General features: G+C 59.9%; 14 protein-coding genes. 10 read left to right on the top strand and 4 right to left on the bottom strand.

Annotated elements, in window-relative coordinates; all coding sequences use genetic code 11:
- The first annotated feature begins 123 nt into the window (after nt 1-123).
- The 6 genes from HHL24_RS01645 to HHL24_RS01670 all read left to right on the top strand — a co-directional run bounded on the left by HHL24_RS01645 (nt 124) and on the right by HHL24_RS01670 (nt 9,409).
- Nucleotides 124-1,446, top strand: a complete 1,323-nt coding sequence (locus tag HHL24_RS01645) for an MFS transporter (RefSeq protein WP_169483652.1) — start codon at nt 124-126, stop codon at nt 1,444-1,446.
- A 326-nt stretch (nt 1,447-1,772) separates the two neighbouring features.
- Nucleotides 1,773-5,324, top strand: coding sequence for a type VI secretion system Vgr family protein (gene vgrG / locus HHL24_RS01650; protein ID WP_407947462.1), 3,552 nt, complete (start codon nt 1,773-1,775; stop codon nt 5,322-5,324).
- The gene (locus HHL24_RS01655; RefSeq protein ID WP_169483653.1) at nt 5,314-6,768 is read left to right on the top strand and encodes a hypothetical protein; all 1,455 of its coding nucleotides are present in this window, start codon (nt 5,314-5,316) and stop codon (nt 6,766-6,768) included. Before vgrG ends, HHL24_RS01655 begins: the two co-directional genes overlap by 11 nt.
- 1 nt (nt 6,769) lies before the next feature.
- Nucleotides 6,770-7,057: a PAAR domain-containing protein gene (locus tag HHL24_RS01660; protein ID WP_169483654.1), complete on the top strand. Its 288-nt coding sequence runs from the start codon at nt 6,770-6,772 to the stop codon at nt 7,055-7,057.
- A gap of 55 nt (nt 7,058-7,112) precedes the next feature.
- Entirely contained in the window at nt 7,113-8,510 is a 1,398-nt protein-coding gene (locus HHL24_RS01665) for a hypothetical protein (RefSeq protein WP_230417303.1), read from the top strand.
- Nucleotides 8,511-8,710: 200 nt separating this feature from the next.
- Complete coding sequence (locus HHL24_RS01670) at nt 8,711-9,409, top strand: 4'-phosphopantetheinyl transferase family protein (RefSeq protein WP_169483656.1); 699 nt, start codon at nt 8,711-8,713, stop codon at nt 9,407-9,409.
- Between the two features lie 24 nt (nt 9,410-9,433).
- Here the strand turns inward: HHL24_RS01670 and HHL24_RS01675 are convergent, their stop codons facing one another.
- From HHL24_RS01675 to HHL24_RS01685, 3 genes are all read right to left on the bottom strand, one after another.
- A complete protein-coding gene (locus tag HHL24_RS01675) occupies nt 9,434-10,261 on the bottom strand; it encodes a 4'-phosphopantetheinyl transferase family protein (RefSeq protein ID WP_169483657.1) in 828 nt (275 codons plus the stop codon).
- Between the two features lie 12 nt (nt 10,262-10,273).
- Complete coding sequence (locus HHL24_RS01680; protein WP_169483658.1) at nt 10,274-10,753, bottom strand: hypothetical protein; 480 nt, start codon at nt 10,751-10,753, stop codon at nt 10,274-10,276.
- A gap of 127 nt (nt 10,754-10,880) precedes the next feature.
- Complete coding sequence (locus tag HHL24_RS01685) at nt 10,881-11,546, bottom strand: nitroreductase family protein (RefSeq protein WP_169483827.1); 666 nt, start codon at nt 11,544-11,546, stop codon at nt 10,881-10,883.
- A 268-nt stretch (nt 11,547-11,814) separates the two neighbouring features.
- Between HHL24_RS01685 and HHL24_RS01690 the strand changes: the two genes are divergently transcribed.
- Nucleotides 11,815-13,050: a YbfB/YjiJ family MFS transporter gene (locus HHL24_RS01690; RefSeq protein ID WP_169483659.1), complete on the top strand. Its 1,236-nt coding sequence runs from the start codon at nt 11,815-11,817 to the stop codon at nt 13,048-13,050.
- 121 nt (nt 13,051-13,171) lie between these two features.
- Nucleotides 13,172-14,317: an alpha-hydroxy acid oxidase gene (locus HHL24_RS01695; protein ID WP_169483660.1), complete on the top strand. Its 1,146-nt coding sequence runs from the start codon at nt 13,172-13,174 to the stop codon at nt 14,315-14,317.
- A gap of 127 nt (nt 14,318-14,444) precedes the next feature.
- Here the strand turns inward: HHL24_RS01695 and HHL24_RS01700 are convergent, their stop codons facing one another.
- On the bottom strand, nt 14,445-14,609 hold the full coding sequence (locus HHL24_RS01700) for an FmdB family zinc ribbon protein (RefSeq protein ID WP_169483661.1): 165 nt from the start codon (nt 14,607-14,609) through the stop codon (nt 14,445-14,447).
- Between the two features lie 301 nt (nt 14,610-14,910).
- On the opposite strand from HHL24_RS01700, the gene HHL24_RS01705 reads away from it, so the two are divergent.
- Together HHL24_RS01705 and HHL24_RS44960 are read left to right on the top strand one after the other, a co-directional pair.
- On the top strand, nt 14,911-15,396 hold the full coding sequence (locus HHL24_RS01705) for an adenosine-specific kinase (protein ID WP_169483662.1): 486 nt from the start codon (nt 14,911-14,913) through the stop codon (nt 15,394-15,396).
- Nucleotides 15,354-15,500, top strand: coding sequence for a pentapeptide repeat-containing protein (locus HHL24_RS44960; protein WP_407947463.1), 147 nt, complete (start codon nt 15,354-15,356; stop codon nt 15,498-15,500). Before HHL24_RS01705 ends, HHL24_RS44960 begins: the two co-directional genes overlap by 43 nt.
- Nucleotide 15,501 lies beyond the last annotated feature (1 nt).

Genomic DNA, 15,501 nt, shown 5'->3' on the forward strand with positions numbered 1-15,501 from the left:
AATCCACCACGGCGCGCAGCGCATCGATTGCGTCGCACGCCGTCCCAGTAGAAAACCGAAACGCGGCGCATCAAGACGCCGGACCTAGCGGGTCCGTTGGACCCTCACGTTTGGAGAAAACTGATGAGCCAATCCCTTGCCCCCGCGCTGGGCGCATCCGCCGTTGCGCACGACGATCTGTTATATCGCAAGGTTTCGAAGCGGATTATTCCGTTTCTATTCCTCTGTTATGTGGTGTCGTTTCTCGACCGCATTAATATCGGCTTCGCGCAATTGCAGATGAAGCACGACCTCGGTTTCAGCGACGCCATGTACGGTTTGGGCGCCGCGGTCTTCTATATCGGCTACGTGCTGTGCGAAGTGCCGAGCAACATGCTGCTGGCGCGCTTCGGCGCGCGCCGCACGTTTACGCGGATCATGCTGCTGTGGGGCATCGCATCGGTCGGCATGATGCTGGTGTCGAAGCCCACGCACTTCTACGTGCTGCGCTTCATGCTCGGCGTATTCGAAGCGGGGTTCTTTCCGGGCATCGTGCTGTATCTGACCTACTGGTATCCGGCGCGGCGGCGCGCTGCTGTGCTGTCGATCTTCTTTGCCGGCGTCGCGGTGGCCGGTGTGCTCGGCGGCCTGGTGTCCGGCTGGATCATGCGCGATATGGGCGGCGTGATGGGTCTGTTCGGCTGGCAGTGGATGTTCGTGATCGAAGGCGCGCCGGCCATCGTACTCGGCCTGTTCGCCGCGTTTTATCTGGTTGACGGTCCGCAACACGCAACGTGGCTCAACGCCGCTGAGAAGGCGCAACTGATCGCGCAACGTGATGAAGACCGCCATGCTTCATCGGACGCGCATTCGTCGCGTTCCGTCCTGCAAGCGCTGCGTAATCCACGGGTTTATCTCTTTGCGTTCATTTATTTCTCGCTCACCTGCGCTTCGCTAACGCTGAACTTCTGGATGCCGCTGATGATTCGCGACTTCGGTGTTCACGATGTGCTGGCTATCAGTCTGTACACGGTGATTCCGAATGCGGTCGGCGCGGTGGGCCTGATTCTGATTGCGCGCAACTCGGATCGCCGTGGCGAACGACGCCGGCACTTTGCGGTTTGCACGATCGGCGGCGGTATCGCGCTGTCTCTGCTGACGTTGCATCTGAGCAGCTTTCCGGCGATGCTCGCGATTCTCTCGCTGGCTGCCGTGCTGATTTTTGCGGCGTTGCCGATTTTCTGGACTGTGCCATCGGGTTATCTGTCCGGCGCGGCGGCGGCGGCCGGGATTGCGCTGATCAGCAGCATCGGCATTACGAGCGGGATCGTGAGCCCTTGGGTGATTGGTCTGATCAAGACACACACTGGCAGCATGGACAACGCGCTGTATCTCTTGACTGCGCTGCTGTTCGTCAGCGGTGTGGCGCTGCTGATTGGCGTGCCGAAAGAGATGAAGCGCATCTAGGACTTGTATGGGGCGCCGACAAGGCGCGCCCGGCCGGCGGCGGGCGGAAAATTCGGCCGGAGCGTGCGGCGGCGCGCTCGACGGTGGTCATGAACGAATTGTCCGCTGCACTCCGCCAGAAAGATGAATGATAGATAGAGGCAAGTTAGTTGGGGACATCCACGACGACGCTGCAATAGTATGCGATTTAGTTATCTCTTTAACGGTTTGTAATACTAAATGAATTGCGTTGACAAAAAATGACCTGATTCTGAGGCCGTCCTATTTGATTCGATTCCAGAGTCCACTAGAGTTTTGCCGGGGTATTCCGCGAATCTCTAACAGGAGTGGGCTTGAGTCAAAAACCTGGTTCTACGCACCGGCACTACCGTCTCGACATGCCACAGGCCAGGAGTGCCGAGCTTGCCGATATCTTTGCCTTTGAGGGTGAGCGGGCCATCGGGGAGCCCACCCGATACCAGATCCGGTTCACGCATCAGCAGCCGGACCTGTCGCGCACTGACTATCTGAACAAGCCTGCGGCGTTCGTGATCCAGCCGCCATTCAATCCGCTCGCAGCGCTCAAGCCGGAACCCGCGCGGCGTGTGCAGGGCGTCATCACCGGCTTCAGCCAGCGGGGCAGCAGCCGGGACGAAACGACCTATGAGGTTGTGCTGGAGTCGCGCCTGGCGCTGCTGCGCAACGCGCCTAAATACCGGTTCTTCCTTGAGAAGAGCTTTCCGGAAATCATCGAGCAGATACTGCGCGAACACGACTTCGACAGGATCCACGGAAGCTTCGAGTTCGACCTGTACCGCCAATATGCCCGGCGCGCATTCGTGATGCAGTGGCAGGAAGACGACCTGACCTTCATCACGCGGCTATGCCGCCGCTCGGGTATCTGGTTTGTCTGCGAAGAGGGCAAGCACTGCGAAAACGTGCGGTTTGGTGACGACTTCACGCACTACCGCCGCGACCCGGACCTGGCCGTGCCGTATCGCCAGCACAGCGGCCTGGAAAGCTCAGGGGCGGAGTCGGTCGATTCGCTTGAAATGGACGCGACGACCTTGCCGACGAGCTACAAGGTGCGCACGTTCAGCACTGAGCGTCCACTATCAGAACCGATCGAAGCGGCCAGCCTGATCAGAGAGGACCGCACCACCTATGGCGAGGCTTATACGTGGGGCACGCCGAACCTGAGCGAGGATGAGACGAAGGCAGAAGCGCTGCTGCGCCGCGAGGCGGCAGTGGCCGCGCAGGTGGTGTATCGGGGCACCTGCAACATGCTGGATCTCGCGCCCAGTTGCACCCTCAAGTTCTCGAACCGGAAACTGCCCGATGCTGAGTACGGGCTGGTCACGGTACGGGTGAGATGCAGCGCATCGCGCAAGCAGCCTTACCGCGTCGAGTTCACGGCCATTCCGTCCGACCGGCTGTACCGGCTGCCTCTGCTGGAACATACGTGGCCCAGAATCGAGGGGGTCATTACCGGCACCATAGCCTCGCCGGGCGGGTACAAGGACCCGTATCTGGGCGCGCAGGGCTCCTATATCGTGCACATCCATGCGGATCAGGACAAGCGCAAACCTGGACTGGAAAGCTGCCCGATGCGACTGGCGAAGCCGTTCGCGGGCGCGGGACAGACCGGTTTCCATTTCGGTCTGGTCGAAGGGACGATCGTGACCGTGGGCTTCCTGTGGGGCTGCCCGGACCTTCCCTTCATCAGTCAGGTATTGCACACCGTGCAGCATACTGACCCGATCAATTCAGCCTACCCGTGGGCCACGCGCAATACGCTGCGCACGCGCAGGAACAACACGCTCCAGTTCGAGGACCGCGTTGGCCACGAGCACATCAAGCTCGCGACCGAACAGGGAAAGTCACAACTGAACCTTGGGCATTCGGTTGATCGCGACCAGAACGAGCGCGGTAACGGCGCCGAGCTTCGCACAGATGAGACCGCGGTTATGCGCGGCGGCGCGGGCGCGATGATGACGGCGTATAGCCGTCTGGGTGGTCGCGGGCGTCAGATCGACATGCAGGAAACGGTTGCGCAGCTCAAGGAAATGCTGGCGCTTGCAGAATCGCTGGCGCAATCCGCCGAAGCGTCGAAGGCGTCGCCAGCCGACACCCGCGCGCAGAAAGCGATTAACGATGCCCTCAGCGAACTTCGTCAGCCCGGTGCGCTTGTCACTGCACCTGGCCCGGTTGGCATCGTGTCGGGTGATGGCGTACAGCTCGCAGCCGACGGCTCTATCATCGCGACGGCGAAGAAGGGTGTCCCCGTCAGCACACTGAAGCAGCTTACCGCTGCCGCACGGGGCGTCATTTCACTTTTCACGCAGGCGGGTATGAAGCTCATTGCATCGGCTGGGGCGGTCGTCATGCAGGCCCAGCGCGGTCCCATGCAGCTCGCGGCCCAGGAGGACATGACCGTCGAAACGGTTGACGGCGTGGTGCATGTGAAGTCCCCGAAGGAAATCGTACTGAATGTAGGTGGCTCATATTTCCGCATGACGCCTGACAAGATCGAAGCGGGCACGCGCGGTGGCGTCCTGTTCAGAACAGGCAGCCTGAAGATGGCGGGGCCTGCCCAGATGGACCTGGGCGGTGCGGCTTTCGCGCCGAGGTTCGTGCCGTTCACGACGGACTGCGAGGTATGGCGCACCAATCCGAAGTTCACTGAGCTGACCTCGCCTGCCCCTGTACCGGCCCAGGCTCCGGGAACGGCATTGGGCGACGGGGGCGTTGTGCCACCGTCAGCGCCTTCACTGGATGGGGCATCGGTGGCATCGACAGCTGCGGGAGGTAGTCAAGAGAACGGAAATCCATGGGGGCCGGGTCTTCCGCAGACAGGGAGAAATACGTTAGTCGAGAAGGCAGCTCCCGTAATGAATGATCCGGACAACGCGCCAACGGGGCAGGTCGAGGATCATCCGGAACCGATCAAGTTGACGAAGCCGGCGCCCTGTAACTGGTCAATGGCCGGATTTGTTAGTGAATGTACTGATGAAACAGAGACCGGCTCATATAGGGCGCTCGACAGGTACAAAGCACCGTGGCTTGACCAGTTTCATAATCAGATTATTGGCGGAGCGAAATTTCCAACGAATTTTGAATTGCGTTATGACGATAAAGAAAAAACGCTATATGCCACTGTCCGCGTCAAGATCATTCCTGTCGAACTGTTCAAGTCTGGGGCCAATGGCCAAAAGCAAACGGTGCCATACGACCATGATGCACACTGGCGAGGCGTTGCAGGCGGAGTAAATGCACCGTTCGATGCTGGATATGTTATGGAATACCGTAACCATGTCGGCCAAAAATTTGATTTGGCAAAAAAGAAACGTGATGTGGAGAGTGTGCTGAACGGGCATAAATGCAAGCTGATTCTGGATGGGTGTGCGAAAGGCGCTTCATGTGGATGGCGTGTTTCGGTCGTTTTCAACGTGGAATTAGTATTGGGTTTGAATGATGCGAGCGATATCGGGGCAGGCAAAAAAATTCATAAATCAGTGTACCTATTCCCCCAGGCGGCCCGCGCAGACGGGAAGTCGTGGGGTGAGAATGAAGACCAACCGTCTACCAACGTTATTGCGCATGAGTGCGGTCATCTTTTTAATTACCCGGATGAATATTGGGAATACGGCGGATGGGTACATTGCGATTACATAAAAAATAATGAACTTGATTTTGTGAAAGGCGATGGCCTTAAGGGTAAGGAGGTTTGGCAAATATCATCGGACAAGAATGTCATGGGTGGTGGATGTAATAATGTGATTCCATTGGATTCAAGCTTGCCTCCAAGTGCAACGGTGCATCCATATTATTTGGAATACATTAGACGTCATTTCCACGGCAAAACGGGTTTATCTTGGAGGATTGGTTATGGTTCGTAAGCAAAAACTTCAGGGTCAATCTTCTTTCGTCCATCTGATATTTGTTTTTTTTATCGTCTTGGGAGAAATGTCTATGTCTGAAAAAATTCTTGCCGGTACCGATCTGACCGCTCAACCGGGGTTCGGAATCAGTAGGCTCGGCGGACACGATTACGGTACCAACGGTATCGGAGTTTGGCTATCGGGCGAGATTCATGTGGGGCTTTCAGATACGGTTAGCCGTGACGATTTCAGCGGTGTGGGTGTCATCGAGGATCGATTGTCGGCGGAAGATCTGATGCAGGCAGAGGCAATTCACGCAGCCCTCTGTGAGTCGGCGCTTAATGGGCCAAAGAGTGAGGTTGAGGCAATTGAACCCGCGACTGTCTACTCCGTTAATTGCATGGAGCAGGGCAAAGTGAAGACATACCAGGGCAAAACATTCGAGTTATCACGAGACCTCTGCGCTGTGATTGACCACTTCTATTTAGGAGCGCGAGACAAATATGCGCACAGTGGTCACCCAATTGTGAAGCTTGATGTACAAGTGTTCAGCGTAGAACGTCAGAAAGATGGTTTTCTTGTGGCGGTGAACTTCATCAACAGCGGCAAACTGCCAATTAAGATGTTTACGCCCGATAACTGGAAGCGTCAATGGGGCGATACGTTTAGCGTGGAGGCGGCTAGCCTGGATGGCAAGAAGAAGTGGAGCGTTGACCTGCTAGGCTTGCCTCTGGTCAATAGGTCAGAGTTTCCCGATGAGACGATTGAGATATTGGCGGGCAACCGGGCAACATTCAAATTTCTCATAGTGCCCAACGTAATGGTAGATCGCGGGGCATATCGCATGAATGCGCTGGTATTTACTGCTATTACTGGCGAAGGCGACGTAGCCACAATGGGAAAGGTTAATTTTCGCTCCAACCCCAGCAAGGCTACGCAGATCACCATCGACCATGACTACCCCTCGTCGCCGCAGGAGCGCGAGCAATGGGAAGCGAAGCACCGCGCCGACATGTCGCACCAGCCTGTGAAACCTGGTGAGACATTTGCCGAGGATGGCCTGTATCGCGCCGTACGTCTGATTTCCGGCGCAAGTTACCGCAGCCTGCAGGTCAAACCATTCAAGGCCGGGGACATTGCCACCATCGAAAACGTGAGGATGCCGATGGAATCCGCGAACGGTGTCGAGATCAACGGTCCGGTGCAGTGGGTATGGGAAGCCAGTGCCCCAACACGCACCAAACCATTTTCGTCCGATTACATCGAAGGCACCGAGCATGTCTGCAAGCCTGGCGCCCCCTGTCCGCGCAGCGGGCGCTGGATCGAGCGAACCGTGCCCGATTCTTGGGCCGGAGACTACACGTACCGTCTTTCCAGCCTCGTCACGCGACGCGCGGGACAGCAGATGCCGCACATTCAGGGCGACGGGGGCAAGACCGAATGGGAATGGGTGGGAGCCTGATATGGGAGAGCGTGCCCACATTCTCCAGTATGACCGGACCAGCGCGGGCGGCACCGTGCTCGATGGTCTTGACGACGTGTGCTGGAACGACCGCAAGCTGAGTTACCTGGGTGCGCGGGTCCAGTGTCCCGCCTGCAAGTCCATTGGACGGATTGGGTCGGATGGTGGCCGCCCCGACAATGATCTGGCTGGCAGGCAGCCCGCCTTGGAGGGGGACTTCTGTCTATGTGCCTGCAGTCCGAAGCCAACCATGATTGCGTCGCAGAAAGACTGGACGCTCGACACCTGAACAACAGACCGGGGACTCAATGAAATTCCGTTGGAATCACCCAATGCCGCCTGAGATGAAGACGCCTAAGTCGCCACCGGTATGGGTTTTCGTACTGCTGTACCTCGTGACTGAAGGTTCCGCCCTGTTATTGACGCTGAGCAGCTGGCCTGGGGGAGAGCCTCTCGCGTCACAGAAGTTCGTACTCGATGCAGTTGTTGCCCCTCTCCTTGTCTGGGTGGCAATCAGCATTGCTGTGTATCACGCGTTGTATGGGGGCTTTGTCTATGAAGCGGCGGTCAAGAACTCGGAACGCTGGCGTCTGGTGACACGCTGGAAGGAGCAGAGCCGTGCAGGCATAGCACTTCTTGACAGCGTGATCCTCACGCCCGAACCCGATCTTGCCGAACGCATGCTCAGCCTGGAGGGCAGCCCACCGGAGAATCCGGGAAAAGTCATGGCGCTCGACAGCGTTGATGTAGCCGATGGCGTGTCGCGCGTCCGTGGTGTGCTAGACAGGCTTCTGACACCCATGGCGGCGAAGCTTACCCAGGCGGCGCGCAGTGATTCATTCGAGATCGTGATGCAGTGTGAACGGCAGGAAATGTCGGCGGACGTTCAGGCAGTGTGGAGCGAGCTAAAGTTGCCTGGGCGTCCCCGTATCAGATGGATGGACAACGACAGGGAAGTGGGCTTTGCAGATAACTGGTTCAAGGAAGACAGCCATACGTCTTACTCATTCAGCTCGTTTCACCAGACGCCCAGGTATCGACTTCTGCTGGCGTGGCATCTGAACGAAGGAGGAGCAGAGGTCCCGCAGACGGCTTCAGAGGCGGCGGTTGCACTGCTGCTGGGCTCGACCGCGCTCATGCAGGAGAAGCCGGACACCAAGCATCAGGCGTGGCTGTTGCGCCAGATTGTTGGCGAAGCCGACCAGGTAGACAGGTCGCTAGCGTTGCTACTCAGGGCTGAGCAGGCACCGCCTGAGCGTATCCGCCATTTCTGGCACAGCCGGCTCAAAGGGCTGGCGCAGCATACGACTGTCGGAGCGGTCAGGGACACCGATCTGAAGGTCGAAGAGCATGCGCTTGATCCGGCAATTGGTCCGCAGGCCCCGGTTGTGCGGTGGCTTCTCCCTGCGCTGGCGGCGAAGATGGCGCATTTCGGGCAGGGGGCGCAACTCGTTGCGCTACCTCATGAAAAGGGCGTCGCGCTCAACCTTGTCGTCAAGGCGCACACTCCTGCAGACATGCCGTGGAAACCTGAGTATGGATACAGCCTGATTGCTTTTGAAGAAATCTGCATGTGCATGACGGTCGTAACACTCGCGCTATTGGTGTCCGACAACAAGGCGTGGGGCACTTTTGAGACCGTTGTTGTCGTTCTGGGTGTCATCTTTTCCCTGTTATTCGTTGGAGCAAAAATATTCATGCGCAGGGTCTACACGGACAACTTCTGGCGTGAACACGGGTGACGGTCAGGAGCATTCGACCGTTGAACTGGATCGACCGATTCATTGCGTGGTGCTGGCGAGTTGCGCATGGATAACGACCGTCTGCTGGCTCGCATTCTTTGAAGTAGGAATCCCCTTCCGTCAGATAGCGGAGAACGTCAAATCGGGTAGAGTCGCGCATATTCCCTTGCGACAGTGCCTCTAACGTCCGAACCTTCGCGATGCATTCGATCGAACCTGTTCCATTACCTCATGACGGCCCGCCCGACATTTCGTTGTGGCAGGTCGATTTCGCTTTCGACGTCTCACTGGACAACGCCGCCTTCGCGCCACTCAGTGACGAAGAACGCGCAAGAGCCCAAAGCTTTCGCCGCCACGAAGACGCGCTGCGTTTTGCGACGGTGCGCGTGGCGCTGCGCGAGCAACTCGCGCGATATCTGGGCATTGCGGCACACGCTGTCCGCTTCACGCTCGATACCAACCGCCGTCCCCATCTCGCTGATTCCGATGCATACGACTTCAACGTCTCCCATGCAGGCACGCACGGACTGATCGCGATGTCGCCGCGCCGGCGCGTCGGCGTCGACATCGAGCAATACAGCGATAAATTCGATTGGCGTTCGATCGTGGCATTGACGCTCGATGCGAGCGAAGCTGCGTGGATCGAGCGGTTAGACGTCACGCAGCAGGTCAGTGCGTTTTACGACGCATGGGTCGCGAAAGAAGCGCTCGTCAAAACGACGGGCGTGGGCATCACGCGCGGCTTGCAGCATCTGACGGTGCTGCCGCGCGACAACATGCAGGTGACGCTACGCAATGAGATTCCGCATGACATGCGCGAGATTGCCGCGCGCTGGATTGCTGCGCCAGAAGGTTATTCCGCATGCCTCGCGTGGTCGACGAAAACGTTCGCGCGATAGAAGACATGCGTGGCGCCCAACCACCTACTTGTTTGACTCTCCAAACACCCAAGCCTTCGGCCATCCAAAGGCATGCACTTGCGTGACGGGTTGCGCGAGTGCAACCGCCGCACGAATCTTGCCCGACATCGGCAAATCGAGCACATGCCAGCGGCCATGCTCCGCAAGCTCGAACGCGCCGACAGCAGCATCGCTCGACAGCAGATCCAGATCGATATCGACGGGTGCATAGCGCAACGCATTGCACAAGCTGCCGTAACGCGCGCGTCGGCGTGAGCCTTCCGGTGCATCGTCGAGCGCGGCACCAGGCGAGGGTACGACGACGCTCAGACCGAGCGTCGCCGACGCAATACCGATCACAATCCAGATACCGCCGTACGCGATATCGATCGTGATGTCTCGACCGTCGTGCGGATGACGCGCGCGCAGTTTTTCGTTGCCGTCGTCCTGCAAATCGACGGCACGCGGCTCGCAGTCGAACAGATTCGCGACGATCCAGCGCGCCACCACGCGTGCGCTTACAAAGCGTTTGCGTAATGCCGAGTTCGGGTGAAGCCGTGCGCGTTCGCGCTCTACCTTCGACAGCCACGCATCACCTTCCTGCACCGGCACCGGTAGCCATTCGCAACGGAACCGCCACAGATGCAATTCACCCGCGCGTGGTGCGGCGACGCTGCGCGGATAGTGGCGAGTCAGCGAATGCGAGACGAATTCCGGCGCGACGGCACTAACGATAGCCTGTGCGCGTCGAGCAGGTTGATCGGCTCGCAAGGCGTTTAAGTGATTCGCTACCTGCGAGTCGATGCTGTCGCGCACACGCGAAGGCGCGAGATAAGCGAGTTCCAACGGCATACGCTCGGGTCCTCAATGCATATACGTGACGCGGCGCGCTTGCACGTCGAGTTCGACGCCGGCGTCGAGCAGATCGATGGCGAACCAGCGGATCAGCTTCAGCACGCCACTGACGGCCGGCCCCGGCAGCCATTCGCTCAGCATGCGCAACGCAGCGCCGCTGTGCGTTTTTTGCAGCAGCGCGATGGTTTGCAGAATCACGGCTTCGTCCTTGCCAAGATCGCTGGCGCAGCGGCAGCGCATATCGAGCGGACGATAGGACACGTGCATCAGCGAACGCATCAGCAGATCGAAATGTTCGATGCCATCTTGCCGCAGGCCCACGCCGCTCAGGATCTCGCGCCAGTGCACGCCGCCGCGCGCCGTTTCACACGCCGGCCGCAGCCAGGTGCGCACGGCGGTGAGGACCGTGCGATCGGGCGCGTCGGTGGTATCCGTGACGTGATCGTCGACCAGTTCGGGACGGCTGCTGTATTGAGAGCGGAAGTTCATCGTTGCTCCTGTATGGACACGGTCCAATGAGTCGCGCCGGCCTGATCGGAGGAGGGCCGCGTCGCAGGCCAGCGCATGTCGCGTGCGACGGATGGGCGATGACGCAGCGTTTGCGTCGTGGCGTGCTTCAAGTTTTTACGGGCTGCAGCGGCAGCCATTCGCGCACGTGTTCGCTGCGCGCCGGCCGTGCCGGTTCCTGGCCTGGCGTTTTCGGGGTGCCGACAAACAGGAAGCCGAGCAACCGCTCGTTCGGTGCGAAGCCCAATGCGTCGTGGAGTTGCGCTTCATAGCTGTCCGGTCCCGTGGACCAGAAGCCGCCGTAGCCGAGCGCGTGGATCGCATTCAGTATGTTCATCGTGGCCGCGCCGACCGCCAGCAACTGCTCGATCTCGGGCACCTTCGGATGGGCCGAGAGCGCCGCGCCGAGCGCGATCACGAGTGGCGCCGCGTAGGCTTTCTGCCGACGATGCGCATGGGCTGAGCGCGGCTCGCCGGGCGAACGGGCGCAGGCGAGGTCGACCAGCACGTCGCCGAGGTGGCCGCGGGCGTCGCCGCGGATCGTGACGAAGCGCCACGGCCGCAGATTGCCGTGATCGGGCGCGCGCAAGGCGGCGTCGAAGATCAGATCAAGCTCGGCGTCGGCCGGACCCGGCTCGGTGAGCGGCCATTGGGACTGGCGCGACAGCAGCACGTCAAGCGCGGCTGTCGTCCTCGACCTGGCTGCGATGCGTGGCGTCGCCGCTGCTGTCTGTTCGCTTTCTGTTTCGAGGCGGCTGATGTCTAGCGTGATCATGATTTCGGTGTTCGGCATGGTGGAATGGGCTTCATGATGAGCCATTTTGGTTGTAAATGCAAATCATTCGCATTTACAAAATGAATTGGACAGAGCATTGCATCGCGGCTTGGCTCTGGCTGCAAGCGACCCGGCGGCCTTGCAGTCGGGCATCGGGCGTCTGATCTGCAACTAACGGTCAGCCGCGCAAGGCGACCCGGGATAACCCCGGATATGATGGCGAAGTGCTGCAGCAAGCCTGCCGCATCCTTGTCTACCCACGCTGCCAATGCCGACAAAATCTCTCGACGCCGCATCGACCACCCATCCCACCGAAGCGGCGCAGCGCCTGCCCACCTTGATGCTGGCCACCGGCCTATCCTTGGGCAGCGCGATCGCGCTGGGCCTCGCCCGCTTTGCTTACGCGCTGCTGTTGCCGTCGATGAAACTCGACCTCGGCTGGAGCTTCGCTCAAGCCGGTGCGATGAATACCGCCAATGCGCTGGGCTATCTGCTGGGCGCGCTCGCTTTTCCGCGGCTCGCGCGCCGCTGGCCGGCAGGTGCGTTGTTCGGCGCCGGCTGCGCGGCTACAGCGCTTCTGATGGCCATCAGCGGGTTGCTTGCCGACACGCATTCGCTACTCGCGTTGCGCGTGATCACCGGCGCAAGCAGCGCGGCGATTTTCATCAGCGGCGGCGTGCTGGCGGCGCGGCTTGCGTCGGCGAGACCGCACGATGCGGGGCTCGTGCTCGGCTTGTATTACGGCGGAACCGGATGGGGCATCGTCGCGTCGTCGGTGCTGGTGCCGTTGACGATTTTCAACGTCGCGCATGGCTGGCAGTTTGCGTGGTTCGCGCTGGCGGCTGCGTGCGCGGTGTTCGCCGCGATCGCCGTTGGCGCCGCGAGGAAAATCGAAAGCGCGCACCCGACGGGTTCTTCTGCCGCGCACGCTTCCGATACCGCCGATGCGCCGCGTTGGCCGCGTTTCAGCCCCGCGCTGGCAGGCTATGGATTGTTCGGTGTCGGCTATATCGGCTACATGACGTTCATCGTCGCGCTGCTGCGCAACGCGGGCATGAGCGCGGTAGTGGTGACGGCCTTCTACCTGTTGCTCGGCGTGGCGACCGTTGTATCGGCGCGCGTGTGGTCCGGGTTGCTCGACCGCATGCGCGGCGGCCACGCGCTCGCAATACTCAACGCGTTGCTCGCGGTGGCGACGCTGCTGCCCGCGTTGTTCACGCAACCGTGGGTGGCGTTTGTCTCCGGCGTGCTGTTCGGCGCGACGTTTCTCTCGGCCGTCGCGTCGACCACGGCTTTCGTGCGCCACAATTTGCCGGTAAGTCATTGGGCCAAGGGCATCAGCGCATTCACGATCGTGTTTGCGTTCGGACAGATCGTCGGGCCGATGGTGATCGGCTGGGTCTCGGATGGCGCCGGCCTCGCACGCGGCCTGGTCTATTCCGCGTTGCTGCTCGCGGCCGGCGCGGTGCTGGCGGCTTGCCAGAAGCCTTTGCGCGGAGTCTGAGCCGGCTCATTCAGCGAGCACCTGCGTACCCGCTTTGAATTGACCCCAGGAATTCCCGGAATACCGGGCGACTGTATTAAGAACGTACACTCACCGCTTGTTCCCTGCGCCGAGAGAAACTGTGCCTGCCATTACCTGCATCGAAGATTTACGCGTGCTTGCTCAACGACGTGTGCCGCGCATGTTCTACGACTACGCCGACAGTGGCTCGTGGACCGAAAGTACCTACCGCGCCAATGAAAGCGACTTCCATCGCTTGAAACTGCGCCAGCGAGTGGCGGTCAACATGGCGGGCCGCAGCACGCGCACGGAAATGGTCGGTCAGGAGGCCGCCATGCCCGTGGCGCTCGCGCCGACGGGGTTGACCGGGATGCAACATGCCGACGGTGAAATCCTCGCGGCGCGCGCGGCGGAGAAGTTCGGCGTCCCGTTTACCTTGTCCACGATGAGCATCTGCTCGATCGAGGACGTTGCCGCAGCAACCAGCAAGCCGTTCTGGTTCCAGCTTTATATGATGCGCGACCGCGATTTCATTGTGCGATTGATCGAGCGCGCTCGCGCGGCACGGTGCAGCGCCTTGATGCTCACGCTGGACCTGCAGATCCTCGGCCAACGCCACAAGGACATCAAGAACGGGCTGTCGGCGCCGCCCAAATTGACCCCTGCGAACCTCATCAACCTCGCCACCAAGCCGCGCTGGTGCCTCGGCATGCTCGGCACCCGGCGGCGCACCTTCGGCAACATCGTCGGTCATGCGAAGGGCGTGGGCGATCTGTCGTCCCTGAGCTCGTGGACCGCCGAACAGTTCGATCCGGGGCTCAGTTGGGCAGACGTCGAGTGGGTCAAGAAGCTGTGGGGCGGCAAACTCATTCTGAAAGGCATCATGGATGTCGAAGATGCACGCCTTGCCGCCGACAGCGGCGCTGACGCGTTGATCGTCTCCAACCATGGCGGCCGTCAACTCGACGGTGCGCCTTCTTCGATCTCGGCGCTCCCCGAGATCGCACGCGAGGTCGGCTCGCGCATTGAAGTGTGGATGGATGGCGGCATCCGCAGCGGACAGGACGTGCTGAAAGCCGTTGCGCTCGGCGCCAAGGGCACGCTGATCGGTCGCAGCTTCCTTTATGGCCTGGGTGCAATGGGAGAGGCGGGTGTCACACAGTGCCTGCAGATCATCCAGAAGGAACTGGACATCACCATGGCCTTTTGCGGTCACACTGACATTCGTCAGGTGGACGAGCGGATCCTGCTGCCTGACAGGCGTTGAATGTAGACGCCAGGTGGCAGGCGATTATCGGTTTGTTAGGTCGTGAGCACATGCTCACGCCTGCGCTTCGCTTGCGCACGTCATCTGCGGAACTAGAACGCCGCCACTGATGCGGGGGTAAGAGATATCAGCTCTTTCTTGAGGTCTTGGCGACAAATGGCGTGGGTACGTGCTGACACGTTTCGCTTCCGCACTTCGGGCAAAGCGGATGGGCGACCTCATGTTCAGCGAGATGTTCAGCGTGCTCGAACAACTCGCCACACTTCTCGCAACGATATTGGTACGTCGGCATGGCTCTCCTCCAACACGAATTGCACCCGTGCTGGCCGGATACGACTCGCCAGCACCCAGCATGATCCAGTAGGGTGACAATCCATTCTAGTGCAGCAAATGCGCTGTCATGCGCCTCATCTTTCCCAGTGCTCACTGGCCTGCTACGTCGCCATCCACGACCAGCGCTTCCGCTGACGGCTCGTTCGTACTAGGCTTGATTGTGGAAGGCAGTCGCCGGCTGGCGAAACGCGACGAACCGAGATTCGCTGACGAAAACAGCCTCCCCCCGGTGTTCCCGGCACCACAGAGCGAGGTCCGATATGCAACTGCTTACGGTAACAATCGTCAAACCCGAAGCGACGAACTTCATCCTGGGGCAAACCCACTTCATCAAGTCTGTCGAGGATCTGCACGAGGCCATGGTCGGTACCGTTCCGGGTATCAAGTTTGGTTTGGCCTTTTGTGAAGCGTCGGGTAATCGACTCGTGCGCCGGTCCGGCACCGACGCCGACCTGATCGAATTGGCGTGCCAGAATGCCTTGGCTATCGCTGCAGGCCACTGCTTCGTGATCTTTCTGGGCGATGGCTTTTACCCGGTCAATGTTCTGAATGCGATAAAGGCTGTGCCGGAGGTATGCCGGATTTTCTGCGCGACGGCGAATCCCACGCAGATTCTGATTGCCGAGACAGACCAGGGGCGCGGTATCCTCGGTGTGGTTGACGGATTCCCGCCGCTCGGCGTGGAAGACGAGGAGGGCGTTCAATGGCGCAAGGATCTGTTGCGTGCTATCGGCTACAAAGCGTAGGTGCGGTTGCGTTCAATCCGCGACATGCGCGTTTGCGACGTGCGCGTTTGCGACGTGCGCGTTTGCAACGTGCGCGTTTGCGACATGCGCGCCGGTCGGCCTGAT

The organism is Paraburkholderia polaris (genome assembly GCF_012927345.1).
GTDB lineage: Bacteria > Pseudomonadota > Gammaproteobacteria > Burkholderiales > Burkholderiaceae > Paraburkholderia > Paraburkholderia polaris.